This window comes from Spongiactinospora rosea, from assembly GCF_003315795.1.
Taxonomy (GTDB): Bacteria; Actinomycetota; Actinomycetes; order Streptosporangiales; family Streptosporangiaceae; genus Spongiactinospora; species Spongiactinospora rosea.
Map to the genome: position 1 here is coordinate 141,056 of NZ_QMEY01000004.1, position 25,137 is coordinate 166,192.

Annotated in this window: 25 protein-coding genes and 1 riboswitch; of the genes, 10 read left to right on the forward strand and 15 right to left on the reverse strand. The window is 72.2% G+C overall.

Translation table 11 applies throughout. The annotated features are described in order from the left end of the window. Positions 1–22: 22 nt before the first annotated feature. The 4 genes from DP939_RS12590 to DP939_RS12605 form a co-directional block, all read right to left on the reverse strand. A complete protein-coding gene (locus DP939_RS12590) occupies positions 23–1,654 on the reverse strand; it encodes a bifunctional 3'-5' exonuclease/DNA polymerase (RefSeq protein ID WP_113980856.1) in 1,632 nt (543 codons plus the stop codon). A 53-nt stretch (positions 1,655–1,707) separates the two neighbouring features. Then, positions 1,708–3,213, reverse strand: coding sequence for a metallophosphoesterase family protein (locus tag DP939_RS12595; protein WP_225878206.1), 1,506 nt, complete (start codon positions 3,211–3,213; stop codon positions 1,708–1,710). 74 nt (positions 3,214–3,287) lie between these two features. Next, positions 3,288–4,940: a serine/threonine-protein kinase gene (locus DP939_RS12600; RefSeq protein WP_225878207.1), complete on the reverse strand. Its 1,653-nt coding sequence runs from the start codon at positions 4,938–4,940 to the stop codon at positions 3,288–3,290. A 63-nt stretch (positions 4,941–5,003) separates the two neighbouring features. Continuing rightward, positions 5,004–6,569 (reverse strand): FAD-binding oxidoreductase, encoded by a 1,566-nt coding sequence (locus tag DP939_RS12605; RefSeq protein ID WP_113980858.1) that lies wholly within the window; start codon positions 6,567–6,569, stop codon positions 5,004–5,006. A 47-nt stretch (positions 6,570–6,616) separates the two neighbouring features. On the opposite strand from DP939_RS12605, the gene DP939_RS12610 reads away from it, so the two are divergent. The 3 genes from DP939_RS12610 to DP939_RS12620 all read left to right on the forward strand — a co-directional run bounded on the left by DP939_RS12610 (position 6,617) and on the right by DP939_RS12620 (position 9,658). Next, positions 6,617–8,197 (forward strand): glycerol-3-phosphate dehydrogenase/oxidase, encoded by a 1,581-nt coding sequence (locus tag DP939_RS12610; RefSeq protein ID WP_113980859.1) that lies wholly within the window; start codon positions 6,617–6,619, stop codon positions 8,195–8,197. Positions 8,198–8,301: 104 nt separating this feature from the next. Then, positions 8,302–9,243 carry a sucrase ferredoxin gene (locus DP939_RS12615; protein WP_113980860.1) on the forward strand — a complete coding sequence of 314 codons (942 nt, stop codon included), beginning with the start codon at positions 8,302–8,304 and terminating at the stop codon, positions 9,241–9,243. Positions 9,244–9,346: 103 nt separating this feature from the next. Further along, positions 9,347–9,658, forward strand: coding sequence for a WhiB family transcriptional regulator (locus DP939_RS12620; RefSeq protein WP_111171958.1), 312 nt, complete (start codon positions 9,347–9,349; stop codon positions 9,656–9,658). A 58-nt stretch (positions 9,659–9,716) separates the two neighbouring features. Here DP939_RS12620 and DP939_RS12625 read toward each other — a convergent pair whose 3' ends face one another. The 5 genes from DP939_RS12625 to DP939_RS12645 all read right to left on the reverse strand — a co-directional run bounded on the left by DP939_RS12625 (position 9,717) and on the right by DP939_RS12645 (position 14,770). Continuing rightward, positions 9,717–10,391, reverse strand: coding sequence for a phosphoribosyltransferase (locus DP939_RS12625; RefSeq protein WP_113980861.1), 675 nt, complete (start codon positions 10,389–10,391; stop codon positions 9,717–9,719). Between the two features lie 79 nt (positions 10,392–10,470). Further along, complete coding sequence (gene rsgA / locus DP939_RS12630) at positions 10,471–11,577, reverse strand: ribosome small subunit-dependent GTPase A (protein WP_225878208.1); 1,107 nt, start codon at positions 11,575–11,577, stop codon at positions 10,471–10,473. A gap of 278 nt (positions 11,578–11,855) precedes the next feature. Further along, entirely contained in the window at positions 11,856–13,103 is a 1,248-nt protein-coding gene (glyA, locus tag DP939_RS12635; protein ID WP_113980863.1) for a serine hydroxymethyltransferase, read from the reverse strand. A 23-nt stretch (positions 13,104–13,126) separates the two neighbouring features. After that, positions 13,127–13,212, reverse strand: a riboswitch (ZMP/ZTP riboswitch). A 55-nt stretch (positions 13,213–13,267) separates the two neighbouring features. After that, positions 13,268–14,176, reverse strand: coding sequence for a YihY/virulence factor BrkB family protein (locus tag DP939_RS12640; RefSeq protein WP_113980864.1), 909 nt, complete (start codon positions 14,174–14,176; stop codon positions 13,268–13,270). A 198-nt stretch (positions 14,177–14,374) separates the two neighbouring features. Beyond that, complete coding sequence (locus DP939_RS12645) at positions 14,375–14,770, reverse strand: YccF domain-containing protein (RefSeq protein ID WP_113981142.1); 396 nt, start codon at positions 14,768–14,770, stop codon at positions 14,375–14,377. A 62-nt stretch (positions 14,771–14,832) separates the two neighbouring features. Here DP939_RS12645 and DP939_RS48665 point away from each other — a divergent pair, with 62 nt between their 5' ends. The 5 genes from DP939_RS48665 to DP939_RS12665 all read left to right on the forward strand — a co-directional run bounded on the left by DP939_RS48665 (position 14,833) and on the right by DP939_RS12665 (position 18,686). Then, on the forward strand, positions 14,833–14,955 hold the full coding sequence (locus DP939_RS48665; RefSeq protein WP_263972311.1) for a hypothetical protein: 123 nt from the start codon (positions 14,833–14,835) through the stop codon (positions 14,953–14,955). Between the two features lie 356 nt (positions 14,956–15,311). Continuing rightward, positions 15,312–16,994, forward strand: coding sequence for a nitrite/sulfite reductase (locus DP939_RS12650; RefSeq protein ID WP_113980865.1), 1,683 nt, complete (start codon positions 15,312–15,314; stop codon positions 16,992–16,994). Beyond that, positions 16,991–17,140 carry an Insertion element protein gene (locus DP939_RS12655; RefSeq protein ID WP_113980866.1) on the forward strand — a complete coding sequence of 50 codons (150 nt, stop codon included), beginning with the start codon at positions 16,991–16,993 and terminating at the stop codon, positions 17,138–17,140. The genes DP939_RS12650 and DP939_RS12655 overlap by 4 nt, the downstream gene beginning before the upstream one ends. Continuing rightward, positions 17,137–17,865 carry a phosphoadenylyl-sulfate reductase gene (locus tag DP939_RS12660; RefSeq protein WP_113980867.1) on the forward strand — a complete coding sequence of 243 codons (729 nt, stop codon included), beginning with the start codon at positions 17,137–17,139 and terminating at the stop codon, positions 17,863–17,865. The genes DP939_RS12655 and DP939_RS12660 overlap by 4 nt, the downstream gene beginning before the upstream one ends. 62 nt (positions 17,866–17,927) lie before the next feature. After that, positions 17,928–18,686, forward strand: coding sequence for a sirohydrochlorin chelatase (locus tag DP939_RS12665; RefSeq protein ID WP_225878242.1), 759 nt, complete (start codon positions 17,928–17,930; stop codon positions 18,684–18,686). A gap of 1 nt (position 18,687) precedes the next feature. Here DP939_RS12665 and DP939_RS12670 read toward each other — a convergent pair whose 3' ends face one another. The 6 genes from DP939_RS12670 to DP939_RS12695 all read right to left on the reverse strand — a co-directional run bounded on the left by DP939_RS12670 (position 18,688) and on the right by DP939_RS12695 (position 22,793). Continuing rightward, on the reverse strand, positions 18,688–19,509 hold the full coding sequence (locus tag DP939_RS12670) for a hypothetical protein (RefSeq protein WP_113980869.1): 822 nt from the start codon (positions 19,507–19,509) through the stop codon (positions 18,688–18,690). 38 nt (positions 19,510–19,547) lie between these two features. Then, positions 19,548–20,237 carry a hypothetical protein gene (locus tag DP939_RS12675; RefSeq protein ID WP_113980870.1) on the reverse strand — a complete coding sequence of 230 codons (690 nt, stop codon included), beginning with the start codon at positions 20,235–20,237 and terminating at the stop codon, positions 19,548–19,550. A gap of 75 nt (positions 20,238–20,312) precedes the next feature. Further along, a complete protein-coding gene (locus DP939_RS12680) occupies positions 20,313–20,519 on the reverse strand; it encodes a hypothetical protein (protein WP_113980871.1) in 207 nt (68 codons plus the stop codon). Between the two features lie 34 nt (positions 20,520–20,553). Further along, positions 20,554–21,267, reverse strand: coding sequence for a DUF1707 SHOCT-like domain-containing protein (locus DP939_RS49105; RefSeq protein WP_113980872.1), 714 nt, complete (start codon positions 21,265–21,267; stop codon positions 20,554–20,556). 72 nt (positions 21,268–21,339) lie between these two features. Further along, positions 21,340–22,230, reverse strand: a complete 891-nt coding sequence (locus DP939_RS12690) for a maleylpyruvate isomerase family mycothiol-dependent enzyme (protein ID WP_113980873.1) — start codon at positions 22,228–22,230, stop codon at positions 21,340–21,342. Positions 22,231–22,232: 2 nt separating this feature from the next. After that, positions 22,233–22,793: an RNA polymerase sigma factor gene (locus DP939_RS12695; protein ID WP_199565124.1), complete on the reverse strand. Its 561-nt coding sequence runs from the start codon at positions 22,791–22,793 to the stop codon at positions 22,233–22,235. A 150-nt stretch (positions 22,794–22,943) separates the two neighbouring features. On the opposite strand from DP939_RS12695, the gene DP939_RS12700 reads away from it, so the two are divergent. Both DP939_RS12700 and DP939_RS12705 read left to right on the forward strand, forming a co-directional pair. After that, positions 22,944–24,581: an isovaleryl-CoA dehydrogenase gene (locus DP939_RS12700; protein ID WP_113980875.1), complete on the forward strand. Its 1,638-nt coding sequence runs from the start codon at positions 22,944–22,946 to the stop codon at positions 24,579–24,581. Positions 24,582–24,637: 56 nt separating this feature from the next. Continuing rightward, positions 24,638–25,066, forward strand: coding sequence for an OsmC family protein (locus DP939_RS12705; RefSeq protein WP_113980876.1), 429 nt, complete (start codon positions 24,638–24,640; stop codon positions 25,064–25,066). Positions 25,067–25,137: the final 71 nt, after the last annotated feature.

Consider the following 25,137-nt stretch of genomic DNA (forward strand, 5'->3'; position numbering starts at 1 on the left):
GCCGTCCTGCTGGGCAGGGTGCTCACTTGGCGTCCGCGTAGCGGTCGACTGCGACCGTGTGCATGGGGAAGCGGACCGGGGTGTCGGCGAACAGCAGCCGGGTCGCCTCGTGGGCGGCGTCGCCGACCGCGGCGATCACCTCGGCGGCCATCTCGGCAGGGCAGTGCACCATGACCTCGTCGTGCTGGAAGAACACCAGACGCGCGGGGGCGGGCAGGCTGCCGCGCAGCACCGCGATCAGCACCAGGGCCCACTCGGCGGCGGTGGCCTGCACCACGAAGTTGCGGGTGAAGCGGCCCCGGTCGCGGGCGGCCCGTGCCCCCTCAGGGCCGAGCACCAGCTCGCGCCAGCGTGGGGAGGGCGGCGGGGAGGTGCGGCCCAGCCAGGACCGCACCAGCCTGCCCTCCTCGCCCGCGCGGGCGGCGTCCTCGACGAACGCGTAGGCCATCGGGAACCGCTGGCGCATCACCGCCAGCAGCTTGGGGGCGTCGCCGCTGGTGCCGCCGTACATCGCGGACAGCATGGCGATCTTGGCGTTGTCGCGCTGCCCGCCGAACGCCTGGGCCAGCGCGGCGTACAGGTCGATCTCCCCGGCCGCCCTGGCCAGCCCGCGGTCACCGGCCATCGCGGCGAGCACCCGGGGCTCAAGCTGGGCGGCGTCGGCCACCACCAGCTTCCATCCGTCGTCGGCGACGACCACGCGGCGCATGACCTTGGGGATCTGCAGGGCTCCTCCCCCGCTGGTCGCCCAGCGGCCCGAGACCACGCCGCCCGCGACGTACTCCGGCCGGAACCGGCCCTCGCGCACCCACTGGTCGGCCCACGCCCAGCCGTGGAAGCTGTGCAGCCGGGCCAGCTCCTTGTAGGCCAGCAGCGGGGCCACACCCGGGTGCTCGACCTGTTTGAGCACCTCGGAGCGGGTCGAGGGGACGCTGATCCCCGCCGACTTGAACGCCTTGAGGATCTGCTGGGGCGAGTCGGGGTTGACCGGCCGCCCGAAGGCCGCGTCGATCTGGTCGGCGAGGGCCTGGAGCCGGGCCGGGCGCATGCCGTGGGCGGGACGCGGGCCCAGCATCTCGGTCAGCAGCTCGTCGTGGACGTCGCGCCGCCAGGGCATGCCGTCGTTGCCCATCTCGGCGGCGACCAGCGCGCCCGCCGACTCGGCGGCGACCAGCAGCCGGAACCGGCGAGGGTCGGCGGTCGCGGCGATCCGCCGGAGCTGGTCGTCGTAGACCTCGGCGACGACGTCGATCTCCTCGGCGGGCGGGGCGGGCGGCTCGGTGTCGAACAGCGCGGCCTGGGCGGGCTCGGCCGCCTCGCGATCCTCGGGCACCGGCAGGCCGTGCAACCTGGCGTAGGCCGCGGCGGCGGACCTGGGCTCGCCGTACCGGCCCTCGTAGGCCAGCAGCAGCGACTCGGTGAGCGCGATGTCGTGGCAGCGGGCGGGCCGCACGCCCTTGGCGAGCAGCAGGGGGTAGATCAGCCGGGCGTCGGCCCACACCCAGCGCGGCGACTCCCCCAGGGGCTCGGCGCCGCCCGGCTCGCGCGCATGGGCGCGCTCGGCCGCGCGGACGGCCTCCCCCAGGTCGGGCACCGGGCCACCGGGACGGAGCACGCCCGTGCCGCCCGGACCGGCCGCCACCGCAATGTGCACACCGCAAGCCTGCCAGGTGAGTCCGACAATTCAGGCACACGCCCGGCCCATGTTCAGGTCAGCGGGATGCGGACCTCGTCTTCGAGCGGCGGGTCGATCTCCTGGGCCAGGCAGCCGGTGGCGGCGAAGCAGCGAATGCGCAGCTCCGTAGGCGTGACCGAGATGTGCAGGAAGCTCTTGAAGAAGGGCGGGGTGTCCCAGTCGGACAGCTCCGACAGCCAGCGGTGGAAGACGCGTCCGACCGGCAGGCGTAAGGGCATCGGCCAGGCGCCGAGGAACCGTGCCGCCCAGCGCATGCGGCGGGTGATGCGGACCTCCTCGGTGATCGGCCGCACCGGGTCGTTGCCGATCTGCTCGCGCATGATGCACGCCGCCTCGGCGGGCCGCAGGTAGAGCCACTTCATCCGCAGCCGCCTGCTGTACAGGCGGCTGTAGAAGGACAGTGAGTCGCCGCGCAGCGGATAACAGCGGAAGTCGTGCTCGGCCACGCCGCCCACGGTGACCTTCCGGATCGTGTGCGTGGCGTGGGTGAACGCGCCCGAGCCGCCCGCCACGATGTACTGGATGACCCGGCCGTCCACCGCGACCGGGTAGCGCTGGTAGTTGTGGATGTCGCCGCCGATGGCGGCGACATAGCGGTTGGCCGGGTCGCGGACCACGTCATCGACCGTGCCGCCGCCCTCGATCGGGCAGGGTTTGTGCTGGTTGCGGGCGTAGATCGGCTTGCCGGTGATCAGCAGCTTGGGCTTGGGGATCGCCGAGACCCGGCGCAGCCACTCGCCCTGCTCGCGGTCGAGCGACCCGGCGATGCCGGTGTCGATGCCGACGATGACCAGGTTGTCGCTCTCCATGAACCAGTAGGGGCCCGGCTGGACGGCCTGCTGCTCGGGGAGCGGGCGCATGGCCCTCGCGCGTTCGAGGAGCTTCTCGTCGATCCGCTCGGGCCTGGACCACAGCAGCCCGCGCAGCCCGCCCGGCGAGAGGCTGAACCCCTCCTCCTGGACCTTCAGTGGAGCCGCCTCGCAGAAGACCCGCATGAAGCCGCCGAGCCCGTCGTACCAGTCGTGGTTGCCGGGGATCGCGTAGATCGGGGCCTTGTAGTCCTTGTAGGGGCGGTAGAACTTGTCCGGGTATTCGTTGCCCGCCCCCGCGGGGTAGATCACGTCGCTGGCGATCACCGCGAAGTCGGTGTCCTGGCCGATCTTGAGGATGCCCGGCACGGTGGCGTACTGCGACGCGTCGCCCTCGCCGGGGTCGCCGAGCAGCAGGAAGGAAAAGCTCGGTGCGTCCGCGCGGTCGATCCGGCACTCCGGGTCGGCTCCCCGCGCGCGCTGCGCCCGCATCCACCGGACCCGCACCTTGCCGGAGGGATCGCCGAACAGCGCGGCCAGCACATCGTTGCGGGAGCGCCACAGGGTAAGCGGATTGAACCAGGAGAAACCAGCCTTATCCGGACGAAGCGCCCGGTAGGTCCCGATCTCCCCGCAATCCCACCCCGCCCCCGCCTCGGAGACCCGCGATGACGCCTGTTTCCCTCGCTCCGCCGCCACTTCGACCATGACCATATTTTGACTCTCCGCCGACCTTCGCGTGCGCGAACGTCGCGGAAGGTAAGCGATTGGGCACCGGGCGGTCAGGACAGGCGGCTGACGACGAAGTCGTCGAAGTACGCGCGGGTGGCGGCGTCGTCGAACTCGGACTGGCTGATGCCGAGACCGAACTTCGGCCGGCCGGCCCCGCGGGCGATGTCGGTGTCGGTCACTTCGGCGATCTTGGCGTCCCCGGCCCACAGGGAAAGGCGGATCGCGCCCCCGCCGCGCGAGCACAGCGCCCGCAGCACCGTCCCCTCCTTGTACCCGGGCACCCTGATGTCGGACGTCAGGTCCGTGACCAGGGCGCCGTCGGTCTTGACGATCCTGGCCTGGCCCTCCTTGCGCACGTAGAAGGTGTAGTAGAAGAAGGCCTCCGGCTTGTCGATGGTGGAGTACTCGCAGTACAGGCCCGCCCAGCCGGAGGTGTCCGCCTGGGGAATGCCGACCTTGGCCGAGACCAGCACCTCTTCCGGGACCTGCACGTTCACCGGGGCCGGCGCCCACTTGTCGCGCGAGCCGGAGTCGCTGGACATGGTGTAGCGGCCGTCGCCGGTGTAGCCTCTGGCGCCTTTGACGCCGCCGGCATCGTTCCGCCAGCCGGTGTCGCCCTTGTCGAACGTCTCCTTGAAGATCACGCCGGCCGCGGACGGCGGGCCGGACGGCAGGCTCCTGCTCAGCTCGCCGACGCCCACGGCCAGCCCCACCGTCGCGGCGCCCGCCGCGGCGGCGAGCAGAAGCCGCCATTTCCCGGTCCGCCTGACCGCGGGCAGGTGCGGGTTCTGCACGCCCCCGGCGAGAGAGGTCGGCGGCGTCCCCACCGAGCTGAGGTCCAGGCGCAGGCCGCCGGCCAGGTCGGCGGTGTCGGCGTGCGAGCGCCCGGTCAGCACCGCGAGGAGCTGGTCGGCGGTGGGCCGGGCGGCCGGGTCCTTGTTCAGCGCGGCACCCACCGGCCCGCGCAGCGCCGGGTCGAGGGCGTCCAGGGAGGGCGTGTCGTGCGAGACCCGGTACAGCGCCTCCGGCACGGTCTTGGAGGCGAACGGCGAGCGCCCGGTGGCCGCCGCGACGACCACGCAGCCCCAGGCGAAGATGTCGGCGGGCGGTCCGGCCTTCTCCCCGGCGACCAGCTCGGGGGCCATGTACTCCGGCGTGCCGAGCAGCCGCCCGGTCGCGGTCTGCCCGAGCCCGCTGTCGAGGGCGCGGGCGATGCCGAAGTCGATCACCCGCGGGCCGAGCGGGGACAGCAGGACGTTCGCCGGCTTCAGGTCGCGGTGGACGACCCCCGCGCCGTGGATGGCGCTGAGCGCGGTCGCCACGCCGACCGCCAGGGCCTCGACGTTGGACCCGGCGAGCGGGCCGCCGTTGCGCAGCACCCGGGACAGGTCGGGCCCGGCGACGTACTCGGTGACCAGCCACAACGGCTCGCCCTCCAGGCGAGCGTCCAGCACCGGCGCAGTACAGAACCTGCGCACCTTGCGGGCCGCGGCCACCTCGCGCTGGAAGCGCATGACGAACTCACGGTCCCTGGCCAGGTTGTTGTTGATCATCTTCAACGCCACGGGCCCCTGCGGGCCCTCGGCCAGATACACCGTTCCCATGCCACCCATGCCCAGCACCCCGGCGAGGCGATATGGGCCGAGCTGAACCGGATCGCGCGGTCCGAGACCGGCCACCGGGGGAATGCCGTACGCCGTCACAGCGGTCGATCTTATTGGGGTTGACCGTCGATTATGACGTTTGTGAGGAATGTGAAGAGATCATCATGCGAGGAGAACGCCGGGATTGAGCACTCCGGCGGGGTCCAGACGGTCCTTCACGGCGCGGATCACCGCCACGCCCAGTTCGCCGATCTCCTCCGCGTACGCCTCCCGGTGGTCGCGGCCGACGCCATGGTGGTGGGAGATGGTCCCACCCGCCCGCCCGATGGCCTGGCAGGCGGCCTCTTTGGCGCGTTCCCACTGCGCGACGGGGTCGTCGTCCTGGGCGGTGACGACGGTGAAGTACAGGGAGGCCCCGGTCTCGTAGACGTGGGAGATGTGGCACATGACCAGGGCGGAGCCGAGCCGGTCCTGGAGGGCCCGCCGTACCTCCTGGTACAGGCCCGGCAGCGCCGACCAGAAGGCGGCCGTCTCCAGCGTCTCGGCGGTCGCCCCCGCGCCGAGCAGCGAATCGCGCAGGTACGGCGCGGCGAACCTGCCCGCCGCCCACGACTCCCCCGGCCCCTCCCCCAGCGGGACGCCGCCGAATCCGGACAGGGCGGCGGACACCCGCTCGCGTACCGGCCGCACGTCCTCGGCCGTGCCCTCGTACCCCGCGATGGCCAGGCAGCCGCCCTCGGGCTCTGGGTCGCCGCTCCCCTCTGACATGGCCTGGCCCGCCATCGTCTCGGTCTCGTCGGACAGCCGCAGCACCGCGGGCAGCGGCCCGCGCTGGGCCAGGTGGCGCAGCGCCGCCGCGCCTTCGGCGAAGGAGACGAACCGCCAGCCCTCGTAGACCCTCTCGGCGGGAGCCCGCCGCACCCGCAGGCGCAGGGAGGTGATGACGCCGAACGCGCCCTCCGAGCCGAGCACGAGCTGACGCAGGTCCGGACCGGCGGCGGAGCGCGGGGCCCGGCCCAGGCGGAGCGTCCCGGTGGGGGTCGCGACGGTCATGCCCATCACCATGTCGTCGAAGCGGCCGTAGCCCGCCGACGCCTGGCCGCTGGAGCGCGCGGCGGCGAACCCGCCGAGGGTCGCGTACTCATAGGACTGCGGGAAGTGGCCCAGGGTGAGGCCGTGCCCGGCGAGCATCCGCTCGGCGTCGGCGGCCCGGACGCCCGGCTCCAGCTCGGCGATCATCGAGGTGGTGTCCAGGGCCGACAGGCGGTTCATCCGGGACAGGTCCAGCGCCACCACCCCGGCGAACCCGTGCCCGGCGGCGGTCAGGCCGCCGACCACCGAGGTCCCGCCGCCGAACGGCACGACCGCGATCCGGCCCGCGGAGCTGTACGCCAGGAGGGCGGCGACCTCCTCGTGGGAGCCCGGCAGGACCACCGCGTCCGGAGCGTCGGAGCCGTCGCCCGCGCGGATCTTCAGCAGGTCCGGCGTGGACTTGCCGCGGGTGTGCCGGACGCGGGTCTCGTCATCGAGGCGCACATGGTCGCGGCCGGCGATGTCGCTCAGCCCGGCCAGCAGGGGCGCGGGCAGGGCGACCGGCCGCAGGCGCACCCGCCCGAGCGGTACGGCGGGCGCGGCCGGCCGTACGCCGAGCAGGGCGGCCAGCAGCCCGCGCACCCGTTCCGGCAGGTCAGCGGCCTTGTCGGGATCGCCCCAGCCGGACCAGAGCATCGGCCGGGCGGGGGTGGTCGGATGTTGCACGGCATAAACTGTGGCATATGCCGTACGCCCGCAGACGGCGCGCCCGCAGCCGCCCGGAGAGCAACAGGTCCGGATACAACGGGCTGAGCAGCCCTGGCGGGCACAGCACCTCGCTCAACGCGGCGCGCCGGGAGCGTGAGCTGGCCGAGGTCGCCGAGACGACGGTGGACGTGCTCGTGGTCGGGCTGGGCGCCACCGGCGCGGGAGCCGCCCTCGACGCCGCCGCGCGCGGCCTGTCGGTGGCCGCGATCGACGCCAACGACCTCGCGTTCGGCACCTCCAGGTGGAGTTCCAAGATGATCCACGGCGGGCTCCGGTACCTGGCCAGGGGCCAGGTGGGCGTGGCCGCCGAGAGCGCGGCCGAACGGGGGGTGCTGCTCGCCAGGACCGCCCCGCACCTGGTACGCGCCCAGCCGTACCTGCTGCCGCTGACACCGCAGGTCTCCCGCAGGTCGGCGGCGGCGCTGATGGCCGGGTACCGGCTCGGCGACGCGATGCGGGCCGCCGCGCGCACCCCGCGCCGGTTGCTGCCCGGCCCCTCCCGGCTCGACGCGGCCCACGCGCTGCGGCTCGTCCCCGGCCTGGCCCCGGACGATCTGCGCGGAGCGCTGCTGTCCTGGGACGGCCGGGTGGTGGACGACGCCCGGCTGGTGGTGGCCATCGCCCGGACCGCCGCCGGGTACGGGGCCCGGGTGCTCACCCGCTGCCGCGCGACCGAACTGCGCGCCGACGGTGCCGTGGCCCGCGACGAGCTGAGCGGCGAACCGCTGACGATCCGCGCTCGCGCGGTCATCAACGCGACCGGCGTGTGGGCCGCGACCCTGGACCCGTCCATCAGCCTGCGGCCCTCCCGGGGCACCCACCTGGTGCTGGGCCCGGAGACCCTGCCGCACTCGCGGATCGGCATGCACGTGCCGATCCCGGGCGAACGCGACCGGTTCGTCCTGGTGCTCCCGCAACCGGACGGACGGGTCCACGTCGGGCTCACCGACGAGCCGGTGGAGGGCCCGGTGCCGGACGTGGCGGAGGTCCCGGAGTCCGACGTGGCGTTCCTGCTCGACGTGCTCAACTCGGTGCTCGCCGAGCCGGTCGGGCGCTCGCAGGTGGCGGGGACCTACGCGGGTCTGCGGCCCCTGCTGGCGGGCGACGGGCGCACGGCCGACCTCTCGCGGCGGCACGCGGTGCTGACCTCGCCCGAGGGGATCGTCACGGTGATCGGCGGCAAGCTCACGACCTATCGCCGGATGGCCGAGGACGCCGTGGACCGCGCGGTGGCCCTGAGATCGCTGCAGGCGGGCCCGAGCCCCACCGCGCGCCTCTCACTCGTCGGCGCCGCCTCGGGGGCCGTGCAGGGCCCCTGGCGGCTCGTGGAGCGGTACGGGGCCGAGGCGCCCGCCGTGCAGGCGCTGGCGGAGGCCGATCCGGCGCTGGCCGAGCCGGTCGGGCCGGGGGTCATCGCGGCCGAGTTCGCCTGGGGCGCCCGGCACGAGGGCGCGCTCGACGCGGCGGATCTGCTCGACCGCAGGACCCGCGTGGGGCTCGTCCCGGCCGACCGGGAGGCCGCGCTTCCCGCGGCCGTGGCCGTCATGTCCGGATAAGGGTTCTTTAGGCAATCCCGACGTACGTCCGGAGTGTCACCCCGGGTACACGATGACCCTATGGTTAGGTTAGGGTTACCTAAGCGACCTGATGAGGGGGTGTCGTGCCCGTCAGCCCGGAGCCCGAAGCCGCGCCGAAAGGCTGCCCGCATCCGCGGGGATGCCACACCGGCGACGTGCCCGCGCTCGCGAGCGCCACGGTGGGCGCGCGAAACTGGCTCCTGATAGAGCACGACGGCCCCTGGGCGGCACGACTGCCCGAATGCCGGGTCCCTGACGAAGTCGCCACGCTCATCGCGCGGGCCTCGGCGGCGGGCGTACGCCCCCAGCTCATCCGCCGGCCTGGAAGGCGGACCCGCTCGACACGCCGGGGCGTCCATGTGCTACTGGCGCACGCCACCGGCGACGCCCCCTGGGTGGCCGAAGGCGTTTTCGCTGATCCAGACGATCTTGACCTGGACTCGCTGGTGCGCGGAGTGGTCCCGGAGTCCTGCATACTGGTGAGCGAGCCGGTATTTCTGGTCTGCACGCACGCCAAGCGCAATGCGTGTTGTGCCCGCATAGGTCTACCTCTCGCGCGATATCTCGGGGAAAGGCTCCCGGGCAGAGTGTGGGAAACGTCACACGTTGGCGGCGATCGATACGCCGCCAACCTGGTGTGCTTGCCACACGGGCTTTACTACGGCAACATGTCTGAGGCTGCCGCGCTCGCGGCGGCAAACGCGTACCGGCACGGCGAGGTGGTTCTCGATCGTTTCCGGGGACGCGCGGGCATCCCTGAGCCACTGCAGGCCGCCGAGCACTTCGTGCGTGACCATACGGGCGAACTCTCCGTCGGCGGAGTGGCCGTGGAATCCTCACGGTCGGACGGTGACGTCACCGCGGCGGTCATGCGCCACGGCGACGCACGGTTCCGGGTTGTGGTCGAACCGATGGTGTTCCCAACACCGTGCGGTACGGCTTGCGCCGAGACGATCACGACCTACCGGCTGGTTTCGCTGGACAGGCTGACGCCTGTACGGTACGCCACGCCTGCTCTGACTTGACCGTCGGGAACACCACGGGCACGCAACGCGTTGACTCAGAGACGCCTTAAGCGTCCAATGCGGCAGAAACCCGAAATACCTCTCACTATAAGGTGGTTGTCTCATGTCTCAGGTACGTCGGCAGATCGCCCGCCCGCGACCAAGCTGGGGCTGGCAGGACGACGCCGCGTGCCGGGGTGAGGACCTCGTACTTTTCTTCGGCCCTGACGGCGAGCGTCAGCCCGAGCGTGACATTCGAGAGCGCAAGGCCAAGGCCATCTGCGCCCAGTGCCCCGTCCGCGTAGAGTGTCTCGACTACGCGCTGTCTCGCCCGGAAAAGTACGGCACCTGGGGCGGACTCAACGAGGACGAGCGCGCGTCCGAGCGCCGTCGTCGCATGCGCCGTGCCGCAAGCGCCGGCATCAGTGCCGCCTGATCCCCTCAAACCCGGCAGCAGCCGTTTCCCCCTGGCGCGTGATCATGCAACAGCATGATCACGCGTTTGGTCCGTAACGGCGCAGAACATCCAGTACGTCGGCATCGGAGAGCTGCCCGAACCGCGCGTACCACTGGCCGACCGCCTGAAACTCCGGCGGCGCCGCCAGCGTCACGACCTCATCGGCCTCCTCCCACATCGACGCGACCGTCTCCGGCGCGCCGACCGGTACGGCCAGCACCAGCCGCGCGGGGCCTTTCCCGCGCGCAGCGCGCAGCCCGGCCCGGGCCGTGTTCCCCGTGGCCAGCCCGTCGTCCACGACGATGACATCACGCCCGCCCAGTTCGGGCAGCGGCCGATCCCCCCGGTAGGCGGCCACCCGCCGCCGCAGCTCGGCCCGTTCCTCCTCCACCACGGCGGCCAGCGCCTCCCTTGACAGGCCCAGCCGCCGCATCAGCCCGGTGTCGAAGACCGGCTCACCGCCCTCGGCGATGGCCCCGACGCCCAGCTCGGGCTGCGGCGGATAGCCGAGCTTCCTGGTGACCAGCACGTCGAGCACTCCCCCGAGCCGCCGCGCCACCGGCGCCCCGACCGGCAGTCCCCCGCGCGGCAGCGCGAGCACCACCGGGCCTTCGGCGTCCGCCCCCAGATCCAGATCCACCAGCCTGGCGGCGAGCAGCCGGCCGGCCTCCGCCCGGTCCGCGAAGGGCAGCCGCACCCCATGCTCACCCATGCACCTCGCCTACCCCCACGACGAGCACCGAGTCGTGCCCCCACCGGCCCCCCGCGTGGCGGGCCGGTGGGGTGGCGGGTCAGGGCCGGTTGCGGCCGCTGCGGCGCATCTCCTTGTGGATGATCTTCCATTTCCTGGTCTGCTCGGTGCGGAGCCGCGCGTCGGTGCGCGCCGCCATCCAGGCCGCCTCGCGCTGCAACTTGTGCCAGCTCGCGAGCCGCCGTTCGGCCAGCTCCCCGGACTCCATCGCGGCCAGCACCGCGCAGCCCGGCTCGCTCTGGTGGCCGCAGTCGGCGAACCTGCACCCCTCCGCCAGCGCCTCGATGTCGGAGAAGACCAGATCGACCCCGTCGCTCATCTCGTAAAGGCCCACCCGGCGGATGCCGGGCGTGTCGATGACCAGGCCGCCGCCGGGCAGCGGGATCAGCTCGCGGTGCACGGTGGTGTGCCTGCCCCGCCCGTCCGCCGCCCTGACCTGCTGGGTCTCCATGACCTGCGCGCCCGCCATGGCGTTGACCAGCGTGGACTTGCCCGCGCCCGAGGGCCCGAGCACGACCGCCGTCTTCGCCCCGGACAGGTGCCCGCGAACGTCGTCCACGCCCTCGCCGTTCATCGCCGAGACGGCGTGGACGTCGATGCCGGGGGCAGCGCTCCGCACGTCGCCGAGCAGGTCGTCGAGCCCCAGGTGGAGCAGGTCGGTCTTGGTGATCACCACGACGGGCGTGCCGCCGCTCTCCCAGGCCAGCGCCACCAGCCGTTCCACCCGGCCGAGGTCGGCCAGGTCGGTGGCGTGCATCGCGGGCTCGGCCACGAACACCACATCGACGTTGGCGGCGAGCACCTGACCCTGGCCGTCGCCGGACAGCCCGCCGCGCGAGTCGCGGCTCACCCCGCCCCTGACGAAGGCCGTGCGCCGGGGCAGCAGCGCGGTCAGCTCGTGCCGGCCCTCGGGCAGCGCCCGCAGCGCGGCCCAGTCGCCCACGCACGGCAGCTCCAGCGGGTCGGCCGCGGCGGCCCGTCTGACCTGCGCGGAGTACTGGACCTGGAACTGGCCTGCGGCGGCGATCACCTCGGCCGCGCCCCGGTCCACCCGCGCCACCCGCGCGGGAAGGGTGCCCTCGGGCAGCTCGGCGGCGAGTGAGTCGTCCCAGCCGAGCAGAGAAAGATCGAAAGAACCAGTGTTCACTGGCAGAGACATTCGGTGCATCCTTTTGTGTTCGCGGGATGCCGCGCGAGGGCGCCTCGATCAGGCGGGCCCGGGCATCCCAGAGGTGAGTGACGTCGCAGGACACGTCAGAAAGACCCGCATGGTCCTCACCTCCATCAGATGCCGTGGCCGCCCGCTGACAGGCGGCCGCTTTTCCCGAACCCTACCGGAAACCGATGCGAGCGTCACTCCCATATCGCCCGCGCCTGGAACCGGAGGCGCCCGCCCCGCCGGGACGGGCGCTCGCCGCCGTTCTGCTACAGGCCCGGGGTCGGGAAGCGGCCGGTCAGCTCGGTGACCTCGTTCCTGACCCGGGTGATGACCGCCTCGGCGTCGCCCTTGGCGAGCGCCCCGACGACCTCGTCCATCCACGCGCCGATCTGCCGCATCTCGGCCTCGCCCATGCCCCGCGAGGTCACCGAGGGGGTGCCGATGCGGATGCCGGAGGGGTCGAACGGCTTGCGCGGGTCGAACGGGACCGTGTTGTAGTTGGTCTCCAGACCGGCCCGGTCGAGCGCCTGGGCGGCGGGCTTGCCCGCCACACCCTTGGAGGTGAGGTCGATCAGGATGAGGTGGTTGTCGGTGCCGCCGGACACCAGGTCGAACCCGCGCGCCAGCAGCTCCTCGGCGAGGGCCTTGGCGTTGGCGACCACCTGGTGGGCGTAGGTGGAGAAGCCGGGCTGGGCCGCCTCGTGCAGCGCCACCGCGATGGCGGCGGTGGTGTGGTTGTGCGGGCCGCCCTGCAGGCCGGGGAAGACGGCCTTGTTGAGCGCGGTCGCGTGCTCGTCGGCCGACGCCATCAGCATCGCGCCGCGCGGGCCGCGCAGCGTCTTGTGGGTGGTGGTGGAGATGACATCGGCGTGCCCGACCGGGGTCGGGTGCGCGCCGCCCGCCACCAGGCCGGCGATGTGCGCGATGTCGGCGGCCAGCACCGCGCCGGCCTCCTTGGCGATCGAGGCGAACGCCGGGAAGTCGATCTGGCGCGGGATCGCGGTGCCGCCGCAGAAGATCAGCTTGGGCCGGTGTTCCAGGGCGAGCGCCCGGACCTCGTCCATGTCGATGCGGCCGGTGTCCTGGCGCACGCCGTACCGGACCGGGTTGAACCACTTGCCGGTCGCCGAAACCGACCAGCCGTGGGTCAGGTGGCCGCCGAACGGCAGGCCCATGCCCAGCACCGTGTCACCCGGCTGGAGGAACGCCAGGTAGATGGCGAGGTTGGCGGGCGAGCCGGAGTAGGGCTGGACGTTGGCGTGCGCGACGCCGAACAGCGACTTGGCCCGCTCGATGGCCACGGTCTCGATCTGGTCGATGACCTGCTGGCCCTCGTAGTAGCGTCGGCCGGCGTAGCCCTCGGAGTACTTGTTGGTGAGGACCGTGCCGGTGGCCTCGAGCACCGCCTTGGAGACGTAGTTCTCCGACGGGATGAGCTTGACGGTGCCTGCCTGGCGGCGTTCTTCGGCCCCGATCAGCTCGGCGATCTGCGGATCGACCTGGGCGAGACTCATTGCTCCTCCTTGAGTTGAGATCCCGCGAAGACCCAGGCGCACGGCCTCCGCCCCAAACGCTCCCCGGTGGTTTGTCCCCACCCCTGACGCGCCAGTCGCGACGCTTTTAGACGATAGCGGATGTGGCCGGTCCGGGCCCTGGCTCGGGCCGGACGCCGGGGTGGTCAGCGTGCCGTACGACCGGTCCGGGCCGCGCCCGCGACCGGCCACAGCCGGTCCACCTCGGCGTTGAGCGTCGCCCCGATCAGCACCGCCAGTGCGGTGATGTAGAGCCACAGCAGCACCGCGATGGGCGCGGCCAGCGAGCCGTACACCGAAAGCGGGGTGAACCAGGCGGCCAGCACGGCGCGCAGCACGGCGGCGCAGAGGATCCAGATGACCAGCGCGAGCATCGCGCCGGGCACCTCCCGCCACCACCGCGTCCGCACCGGCACGCTGACGTGGTACAGGACGGTGAGGAACAGCACCGACCCGGCGACCAGGACCGGCCAGTAGATCACGTCCACCACGACGGCGTAGGGCGCGGGCAGGACGTCGACCAGCAGGGTCGGGCCCACCACCAGCACCGGCATCACGATGAGCGCGATGAGCAGCGCCACGATGTACAGGCCGAAGGACATGATCCGGGTCCGGATGATGCCGCGCTCCTCGCCGAGGCCGTAGGCGACCGAGATGAGGTCCACGTAGACGAACAGCGCCCGCGAACCCGACCACAATGACAGCAGGAAGCCCAGGGAGATCAGCGGGACCTGGCCGCCGCCGAGCACGTCGTCCAGCAGCGGGGTCACCACCCGGTCCACCGCGTTGTCGGTGAACAGGACGTGCGCCTGCTCCTCGATGTTCCTGCGCACGTCCTGGACGACCTCGGCCCCGAGGAACCTGCTCAGGTGCGCCAGGATGCCGATGAGCCCGAGCACGAACGGCGGCAGCGACAGCAGCGCGAAGAACGCCGCCTCTCCCGCGAGGCCGGTCACCCGGTAGGCGACGCCCGCCATGGTGGTGGCGCGCACCACGGCCCAGGTGCGGGTGCCCGCGATCCGGCGGAGCTCGCCCCGGGCGTGATCAAGGGCCATCCGGGGCACGCGCCGGATCAGGCGCGCCCGGCGTGCCAGGCTACGCGTTTTGTCGCGTTTGCCGCCTCGCGCGCCCTTTGCCCCCTGCGAGGAGGCGTCGGTTGACGTCATGGCACCCAACGGTCACGGCTGCGGGCGATTCAGCCCGCCGATAACGAACGTTTCGCAGACTACCCGGGCGCGCACCCGGCTAACGAGTCATCGGGGCAGGTAATACGGGTCGTCCACGGACACGATCCGGGCGCCGAGGGGGAGCAGGGAGATCGGGATCATCTTGAGGTTGGCGATCCCCAGCGGGATGCCGATGATCGAGATGAACAGCGGGACGGCGGTCACCACATGCCCGATGGCCAGCCAGATCCCGCCGAAGATCAGCCAGATCACGTTGGCGATCGTGGTCAGGCAGCCCGCGGAGGGATTTCGCTGGACGGTGCGCCCGAACGGCCACAGCGCGTACGCCGCGATCCTGAACGAGGCGATCCCGAACGGGATGGTGATGATCAGAATGCAGCAGATGATGCCCGCCAGGACGTAACCGGCGGCCAGCCATACCCCGGCGAAGATCAGCCAGATCACGTTCAGAAGGGTGCGCATGATCTGATACTGCCCCCTCCGCCCGATGGGGACGCGGCGCACGGGCGGGAAATAATGAGGATGTGATCTGCCAGAAGTGCAAGGAACGCCGGCACGACGAGTGCCGGGGCGGCTCCTGGTGCGACTGCCAGCACCAGCCGCCCCGCCCGCCGGAGCCGCCGGTCGGCTGGCGCCGCCAGGGCTGACCTGCCCGATATCCCGATTTGGGGCCCGTACCCGAAGCGTCCCGATCCGGACATCCATCCCAAAGTGTGGACCCGACATTGGACATCCGTGATGTGGAAGGTATCGTTTGGGACATGCCAGCGGATCCGCTTCTCGTCGTGCGACGCCACGTCGACTTCCTGCGTGTCCGCAGCGCGATCTGTATCGACGCCCGCTGACCCTGCCCAGTTCTGTTCTCTCACCTGGGCGCGTGGTCGGTCAGGCGTCGTTTCCATGAGACGGCCCCGGCACTCGACGGCGAGTCCCGGGCGGCAGACCTGAACCGCGCGTCCACCGCCAGATCGTTCGCCAGATCGTTGACGCAAAGGACCGCGCCATGACAACCCCGGCCAGGCCGGCGAACCGCCACCACAAGCGCCCTCGTGGCGAAGGCCAATGGGCCCTCGGTTTTCGCGAGCCGCTCAACAAGAACGAAGAGAACAAGAAGAACGACGACGGGCTGAACGTCCGCCAGAGGATCATCGACATCTACTCCAAGCGGGGCTTCGACTCCATCGACCCCGCCGACCTGCGCGGCAGGTTCCGCTGGTTCGGCCTCTACACCCAGCGCAAGCCCGGCATCGACGGCGGCAAGACCGCCATCCTGGAGCCGGAGGAGCTCGATGACCGCTACTTCATGCTGCGGGTCCGCATCGACGGCGGCCAGCTCAGCCTGGAGCAGCTGCGGGTGATCGCCGACATCTCCAACGACTACGCGCGCGGCACCGCCGACATCACCGACCGGCAGAACGTCCAGTTCCACTGGATCGAGATCGAGTCCGTCCCGGACATCTGGGAGCGTCTGGAGTCGGTCGGGCTGTCCACCACCGAGGCGTGCGGCGACACCCCTCGGGTGATCATCGGCTGTCCGGTGGCCGGCATCGACGCCGAGGAGACCATCGACGGCCGCGACCAGATCCGCGACATCTACGACCGGTACATCGGCGACCAGGCGTTCTCCAACCTGCCGCGTAAGTTCAAGACCGCGATCAGCGGCTGCGCGGCGCACTGCACGGTCCACGAGATCAACGACATCGCGTTCGTCGGCGTCGAGCTGGCCGACGGCACCAAGGGCTTCGACGTGTGGGTGGGCGGCGGCCTGTCCACCAACCCGATGCTGGGCAAGCGGCTCGGCGCGTTCGTCTCGCCCGAGCGGGTGCACGAGGTGTGGGCCGGGGTCGCGAGCGTCTTCCGCGACTACGGCTACCGCAGGCTGCGGCACCGCGCCCGGATCAAGTTCCTGGTGCACGACTGGGGCGCGGAGAAGTTCCGGGAGGTCCTGGAGAAGGAATACCTCGGCTACGCGCTTCCCGACGGGCCCTCCCCCGAGCTGCCGCGCGGCGGACGCCGTGACCACGTCGGCGTCTTCCCGCAGCACGACGGCAACTTCTACGTCGGCTTCGCGCCCCGGGTGGGCCGGGTCAGCGGCGACCAGCTCCACCTGATCGCCGACATCGCCGAACGGCACGGCTCGCGCAGGGTCGCCGCCACCGTCGAGCAGAAGATGGTCATCCTCGACGTCGCGCCCGACCAGGTGAAGTCCATGGTGGCCGAGCTTGAGGCCGCAGACCTCCAGGTCAACCCCTCCACGTTCCGCCGCCAGACGATGGCCTGCACCGGCATCGAGTACTGCAAGCTGGCCATCATCGAGACCAAGGCCAGCGCCTCGCGCCTGATCGACGAGCTGGAGGCGCGGCTGCCCGACTTCACCGACCCGCTGACCATCAACGTCAACGGCTGCCCCAACTCCTGCGCCCGCATCCAGGTCGCCGACATCGGCCTCAAGGGACAGCTGGTGGTCGACGGCGACGGCAACCAGGTGGAGGGCTACCAGATCCACCTCGGCGGGTCGATCGGGGTCAACCCGGGCTTCGGCCGCAAGGTGCGCGGCCTGAAGGCCACCGCCGCCGACCTGCCCGACTACATCGAGCGGGTGGCCCGCAACTTCGACTCCCAGAAGAAGGAAGGCGAGACCTTCGCCGAGTGGGTCCAGCGTGCGGAGGAGGCGGATCTCAAGTGACCGAGCGCGCCGTCCCCTTCCACTGCCCCTACTGCGGTGAGGAGGACCTGGAGCCGTACGAGGGCGATGGGGGCTGGTTCTGCAGGTCCTGCGTGCGGGCGTTCAAGCTGAAGTTCCTCGGGATCGGAGTGGTGAACAGCCAATGAGCGTTGTGGAGATAGAGATCGGCCTACGAGAGCAGCGCAACACCCTCGACCTGCAGGACATCGTCGAGTCGGCCGCCGAGTTCCTGGAGGGCGCGTCCGCCCGGGAGATCATCCGCTGGGCGGCGGCGACCTTCGGCGACCGCCTGTGCCTGACCTCCTCGATGAGCGACGCGCTGCTGATCGACCTGGTCAGCCGGGTGAAGCCGGGCATCGACGTGCTCTTCATCGACACCGGCTACCACTTCGCCGAGACCATCGGCACGCGCGACGCCGTGCAGCAGGTGTACGACGTCAACCTGATCAACATCCAGCCCTCGCGCACGGTGGAGGAGCAGGAGCGCGACCTCGGGCCCCGGCTGTTCGGCCGCAACCCCGACCTGTGCTGCTTCCTGCGCAAGGTGGAGCCGCTGAACCGCGCGCTGGAGCCGTACCACGCCTGGATCTCCGGCATCCGCCGCGACGAGGCCGTCACCCGCACCGACACCAAGGTCGTCGAGTGGGACGCCAAGCGGCAGATGGTCAAGGTCAACCCGATCGCCGCCTGGTCGCAGGAGGACGTGGACAACTACATCTCCGACAACGGCGTGCTGATCAACCCGCTGCACTACGACAACTACCCGTCCATCGGCTGCGCGCCCTGCACCCGCCAGGTCCTCGACGGGGACGATCCGCGCAGCGGCCGGTGGTCCGGGATGGGCAAGACCGAATGCGGCATCCACCTTTGACCCGGCCCCTGGCCGGGCCGGGGCTCGCCGAGTCCCCTGAGTTCTCCGGGTTCACGGGGTCCCTGGCCGGGCCTGGTCCCGGCGCGCGCAGGGTTCCGCTGGTCGCGGTCGCGCACGGCTCGCGCGACCCGCGCGCCGCCGAGACCGTGGAGGAACTGCTCGACCTCGTGCGCCAGGCGCGTCCCGGCCTGCCGGTCCGCTCGGCCTATCTCGACCACGCCGCGCCGACCCTCGGCCAGGCCCTCCGCGGCCTGTCCGAGGCGGTCGTGCTGCCCCTGCTGCTCACCGAGGCATACCACAGCGGGGTCGACATCCCGGCCGTCCTGGCCACCGCCACGGCCCACGACCCCGGCCTGCGCGTCCACCGGGCCACCACCCTGGGCCCGCACCCGCTGCTGGTCGCCACGCTGGAACACCGCCTCGCCGAGGCGGGCGTCCCGCTGGGCGACCCGGACACGGCCGTCGTGCTGGTCTCCGCAGGTTCCAGCGACCCCCGCGCCAACGCCGTCGTGGCGGGCATCGCCGGAGACTGGCGGCGCTCCCGCCCATGGTGGTCGGTCGCCCCGGCGTACGCCTCGGCAGGCTCGCCCACCCCGGCCGAGGCCGTGGCCCGGCTGCTCCGCTCCGGCGCGCCGCGCGTCGTGGTGGCCCCCTACCTGCTGGCCCCCGGCTACTTCGCCGACAAGATCCGCAGGGACACCCTGGCGGCGGGCGCGCACACCGTCGCGGCCGTCCTCGGCCCCTCCCCCGAACTCGCCTCCCTCGTCCTGCGCCGGCACGCCGAGGCGCTGATCGCCTCGGACCTCACCGCGGGCGCGTAGGTCACCCTTCGCGACCGGCGAGGCGGGCGAGGCCGAGGGTCACCAGGGCCGCGATCTCGCCCGGCCGCCGGGTCGTGGCGAGGGTCAGGTTCTCGGCGTCCGACAGGCCGTTGCGCGGCGCCTCCGGGGCGAGGGCGCGCAGGCGGTCGAGCCCGGCGGTGAGCCGCGGGGCTGCGGGGTCATCGGGGTGCCCGCCGCCCATGCCGAGCGCGTGGGCGATGTCCGCCGTCACCCCGCCGAAACCGGCCGCCGGGTACACCGGGGTGCCGCCGCCGACCGCCAGCAGGGCCTCCTCCAGCGGGCCGGGCAGCTCTCCCTGGAAGCCGTGCCGCCTGCCGCCGATCAGCACCCTGGCGTGCGTCCGGTCGTTCAGGTAGCGGCGCATGCCGGTCAGGGCGCGCCGCCGCAGGTCCGGGTCGGTCACCGGTTCGGCGTCCTCGGTACGCCCTGCGGCGGGATCGACCTCGCGCCCGTCGGGGTCCAGGCACACCACGTCGCCGATCGGCCCCAGGCCGGCGCGCCGCCGCAGCTCGGAGAGCGCCAGGCGGCGATGCTCGGGCCAGGCCAGGCAGACCAGCAACGGCCGGGCCTCGTGCCCGTGGCGGGACAGCTCCGACACCAGGAAGGCGGTGTATCCGCCGGGGTCCAGGTGGCCGCCGTACGCGAGCCCGCCCCCGGAGGCCGTCACGGCGCGGGCCAGCTCGCCCAGCGCCGACCGCAGGTGCTCCTCTGCCAGGCCCAGCCGCTCAAGATCCGCGGATCCGGAGACGGAGATCCCCACCCGGACCCCGCTGAGCGCGCCGGCGGGCAACGGCTCGGTCATCTCAAACCCCCCAATTCACCGAAGGACCAGTCTTGCATCTACCTCTCGGGCGGGCGCGAGAAGATCATCTCGTTGGCCGCGCCGACCCCGGCGAGCCTCGCGAAGTTCATCGCGTACTCGTGGATGCGGCTTTGGACCTGCTGGAGCTCGGTACGGCAGGCCGGGGCGTCGGGCCATTCCGGCTCCGCCCGCCCCTCACCGGCCTGCTCGAACCGCCGCAGCCGCGGGTGCCACTTGGCCAGGAAGGGCCGTAACTCCCGGTTCAGCATCGTGATGGCCAGATGCTCCACGCTCTGCCTGCCGGGCACCACCGCCGAGGGGCGGCTGCCCGTGAGGATCTCCCTGGTCGTCGCGAACAAGCCGTACAGCGAGGTCAGCGCCTCCCGGAGCACTCCTTCGTCCTCCCGCAGCGGCTGGGTGGACACCCGCGTGACGGTCTCGACGAACAGTTTCCAGGCGATCTGCCGCGCGTCGTCGTTCACCACGAAGGTGAACTCGGAGATCTGCGGGACGGTCAGGCGTACCTCGGTCAGCCGGGCGGCGCGGTTGTAGGCCCCGAGGGCCAGCGCGGCCACGGCCCCGGCGATCCCGCCGGTGATGAGGAACAGGCTCAGCCCGCTCGTCCGGGTGAGCTGGAAGACACCGGCCCCGGCCAGCGCCCCGGCGGCCGTCGCCGCGGCCACCCGGAACGCCCGGCTCGCCGCGACCGTCCGGACAAGCGCCCTCACCGCACCCCAATCGTCCCTCGGCACCGACGCATGTGATCATCGTGCAGGGCGCGGTCTTCTGTCCATACGGCCGCCTCAGCCGGGGTCCGGGGCGCAGGTGGTGGCCAGGACGCGACGGCCGCCGGCCGGGTCGGGGCAGTGGACGTGGTCGTTCTCGTCGACCGTCGCCTCGATGTCGATGGGGAAGGACCGCGGGCTCGCCGTCAGGGCGGCGGCCTCGGCCGGGGTGACCACGAGCGGGCCCTCGGCCTCGCGGGAGGCGATGGCCGACAGCGGGATCACCGCGCGCTGGGCGCCCTCCGGCGTTGCACGCGATTCACCATTGCGGGGGGCGCGGCGGGTGGGGAGGATGCGGCGGGCGCGGGGGATTGGGAGGATGCGGGGGATATGGCGGCAGCGCGCCCAGCCCGAGGTCGTGGCGGAGCGCCCGCCAGTGCTCGCGCCAGGCGGCGAACCCGCGCTGGATGGGGTCGGCCCGCGAGTCACCGATGATCTTGACGTCGCCCATGACCGCGTACGCCTTCACCCGGATCACCGGCGCGTTCACCCCGGAGGGGGCCTCCATGACATCGACCCGCTTCTCGCCCATGACCGCGAGCCCTTCGAGGTCGACCGCCACGCCGTCCGGCACGATGATCTTGACATCGCCCATCACCGAGGTGGCCGCGATGTCCACCATGTCACCGCGCACCTCCGCCTCGCGCAGGTCGAGCACGACGTCGCCCAGCACCGCGAGCGCGCCGATCTGCTGGTCGACGCGCCACTTGCCGCGCCGCTTGGTCTCGCCCATCACCGAGACGAACCAGCGGCGCTTGGGCCCCTGCGGCTGGGCCGGGAGCGGGGCCTGCTGCCCGGCGGCGGGCAGGTCGGACATGATCGCGTCGAGTTCGGCCCTGGTGGTGGCCGTGTAGGCGGCCTCGGTGCGCTCGGTCAGCTCACCAAGCGTCAGCCTGCCCTCCACCGAGGCGGTCTTCAATCGGTCGACCACGGCTTCCCGTTCGGCGTCAGAGGCCCGCATCGCATCGCTCACGCCTTCAATGTACGGCGTGCGAGGCCCCTCCCCCTTCCTCCTTTCGGAGGAATCCCCTCCCAAAGGAGTACGTCACGGCCCGGACAGGGCGGGCGCGCTGAGCAGGATCTCCCGGGCGAGGCCCCGGTCCCCCTCGATCTCGACGGCGAACTCCTCCGGTCGCGTGCGCCCGCCCAGCAGGAAGCAGAACTCCACCACGTCACAGGTGATGCGGACCTGCGTGGCCGACACGGGCTCGTCCAGGCCGAGGGCGATGTCCCACTCTCCGCCGCCCTCCCCGGTCAGGGTCACGTGCGCGGCCCGGCCCGAGCCGTCCCTGCCGGAGACCAGCATGGTCAGCGGCAGCAGCCGGACGCACAGGTCGGCGGCGGGACGGATGTGGGCGGGCAGCGGGAGCGGCAGCGGCAGGCCGATCGCCTTGGCGGCGTCGTCGGTGTGGACCCAGGTCTCCATCATCAGGGCCAGTACGTGGTCGGCCACGGGCAGCGCGAAGCCGCCCAGGTCCACGACGTCGGCGGCCTCGAACGCGGCCAGGCGCCCGCACAGCGCGTCTGCCTGGGCCCGCCACTCCGCGCGGGTGAGTTCGGGCGGGCGTCCGCGTTCGTACTCCTGCACCTCCGCGGTACGGCCGTCCGCGTCGTGCGCGGTGATCGGCGGCCCGCCCACGGGCGCGCCGACGGCGGCGGCCAGCAGGCCGTGCTTGGCCGTCAGGTGCGCGACCAGCTCTTGCACGTTCCAGCCCTCGACGACCACGGTGTCCCAGTCGGCCGGGCGGACGGAGCCGAGCAGGGCGTCCATCGCGGCGACGCGCCCCGCGTACGGCTCGGCCCAGGCGGGCCCCTGCGGCATCGGCCGCCTGCGCGCGCGGGCGGCCGCCAGCAGCCCGGACCGCCCGGGGGCCTGTACGGCGTCGGCGAGCGTGTCCAGTGAGTCCAGATAAAGTCGTTCGGTCGCCCCGTCCATGGTCAGACGGCCTCCTCGGTCAGGGCGTCGGCGAGGGTGCGCAGCCCCAGCCTGATCCGCGACTTCGCCGTACCCTCGGGCAGGCCGAGCTCGTCGGCCACCTGCCGGTACGTACGGCCCCCGAAATAGGCCAGCTCGATCACCTCGCGCAGCGCGGCGGGCAGCCGCTGGACGGCCTGGCGCACCCGGTCCGCCTCGTCGGCGTCCAGGACCTGGTCCTCAAGGCCGGGCGGTCGCGGCTCGGTCAGCCGCGGCCCGATCACCGCGCCCTTCCTGCGTTCCTCGGCCCGCACGTGGTCCACCGACCTGCGGTGCGCGATGGTCGCGAGCCACGTGCGCAGCGACCCCCGGGCGGGATCGTACGCGAGCGGCCGTTCCCACAAGGTGATGAAGACCTCCTGCGCGATGTCCTCCGCCACGGATCTGTCGCGGGTCACCCTGACCGCCATGTTGACGATCAGCGGCCCGAGGCGATCGTAGAGTTCCCCCAGCGCGGTCTCGTCACCGCCTACGATGCGCTGATGCAGTCGGCGGTCGTCGACCACCACGTCCGGCGCTTCCACCAAACACCACGCTCCAGCGTCGCGGACAGTTCCGGCTGGCCCCCACCCCACCCAAGCATGCCATTGTTCCCCGGCAAAGTTCCGCCAGATTATGACCTTTGGTGACATATAGAGATTCGCGGCAATAGTCCATTTCAGGAGGCCAGTCACGTGACTCATGAAGTCTTCAACCAGGCTCCGCAGTTGGCCGGTCACGACGTGTCCGCCGATGCCGCGCTGCTGGAGGGAATCGAGCGCGAGGGGGCCGGCTGGGCGTCGGAGGAACTGCACCGGCTGGGCACGCTGGCCGGTTCCGAGCGCGCCCGGGAATGGGGACGGCTGGCCAACGAGCACCCACCGGTCCTGCGCACCCACGACCGGTACGGCAACCGAGTGGACGAGGTCGAGTTTCATCCCGCCTGGCACGAACTGATGACCGTGGCCGTGGAGAACGGCCTGCACGCCGCGCCGTGGGCCGCCGGGCGTCCAGGCGCGCACGTGGCCAGGGCCGCCAAGTTCTACGTCTGGTCCCAGGTGGAGGCCGGGCACAGCTGCCCGATCTCGATGACCTACGCCGCCGTCGCGGCGCTGCGCCACTCTCCCGCCCTGGCCGCCGAGTGGGAACCGCTGCTCACCGCGCCCGCCTACGACCCGGGGCTGCGGCCCCCCGCGGGCAAGCGCGGGGTGCTGGCCGGGATGGCGATGACCGAGAAGCAGGGCGGCTCCGACGTACGCGCCGGGACCACCCAGGCGAAACCGCTCGGACCCGGCAGGTACGCCCTCACCGGCCACAAGTGGTTCAACTCCGCGCCGATGTGCGACCTGTTCCTGGTGCTGGCCCAGACCGGGGAGGGCCTGTCGTGCTTCCTGCTGCCCCGGGTGCTGCCGGATGGCACGCGCAACGCGATGCGGCTCATGCGGCTGAAGGACAAGCTCGGCAACCGCTCCAACGCCTCCGCCGAGGTCGAGTACGAGGGCGCGGTCGCCTGGCTGGTCGGCGAGGCGGGCGGCGGGGTGCGGACCATCCTGGAGATGGTCAACATGACCCGGCTGGACTGCGTGATCGGCTCGGCGGCGGGCATGCGGGCGGGCGTGGTCCAGGCGGTGCACCACGCCGGGCACCGCTCGGCGTTCGGCCGCAGGCTCGCGGACCAGCCGCTGATGCGCAACGTGCTGGCCGACCTCGCGCTGGAGTCGGAGGCGGCGACCACGCTGATGACCCGGCTGGCGGGCGCGACGGACCGGGCGCTGGGCGGGGACCGGGCGGAGGCGGCGTTCCGCCGTACGGCCGTGGCGGTGGCCAAGTACTGGGTGTGCCGCCGCGCGCCCGCGCACGCCGCCGAGGCCCTGGAGTGCCTGGGCGGCAACGGCTACGTGGAGGAGTCGCAGATGCCGCGGCTGTTCCGCGAGTCGCCGCTGAACGGGATCTGGGAGGGTTCGGGCAACGTGGCCGCGCTCGACGTGCTGCGCGCGCTGACGCGCGAGCCCGGGGCACGGGAGGCGTTCGCGGCCGAGGTGGCACTGGCCAAGGGCGCCGACCGGCGGCTCGACGCGGCGGCCGGACGGCTGGACGGCTCGCTGCGCGCCCTGGCCGGGCTCAGCGCCGACGAGGCCGCGTTCGGCGCCCGGCGGATCGCCGAGGAGATGGCCCTGCTCCTGTGCGGACCTCTGCTGGTCAGGCTGGCTCCGCCCGCCGTCGCCGACGCCTTCTGCGCCTCCCGGCTGGACGGGGACGGAGGCCGCGCGTTCGGCACCCTGCCGGCCGGGCCGGATCTCGACACGCTCATCGGGCGCGCCCTGCCCACCTGATGCCGAGATGACAGCGCCGGACCCATAGGCTTCTACTCCGTAGAAGGGAGTACCACATGGCTACCACACGCAAGGCGACCGCCCACTGGAAGGGCTCGCTCATCGAGGGCAACGGCACGGTCGACCTTGAGTCCTCCGGCGTCGGCTCCTATGAGGTCACCTGGCCCTCCAGGGCCGAGGAGCCCAACGGCAAGACCTCCCCCGAGGAGCTGCTCGCCGCGGCCCACTCCACCTGCTTCTCCATGGCGCTGTCGCACGGCCTGGCCGGCGCGGGCACGCCGCCGCAGACCGTGGACACCAGCGCCGAGGTGACGTTCCAGCCGGGTGAGGGCATCACCGGCATCGTGCTGTCGGTCAAGGCCCAGGTGCCGGGGATCTCCGAGGCGGACTTCCAGGCCGCCGCCGAGAAGGCCAAGGTGAACTGCCCGGTGAGCAAGGCGCTGACCGGGACGACGATCAGCCTGAACGCCGAGCTGATCGGCTGATACCCGCCGCGCGCCCGCCCTGCTCGCCGGGTGCGGGCGCGCGCGGGTGACATCTGGGCGAACGGCCTGCG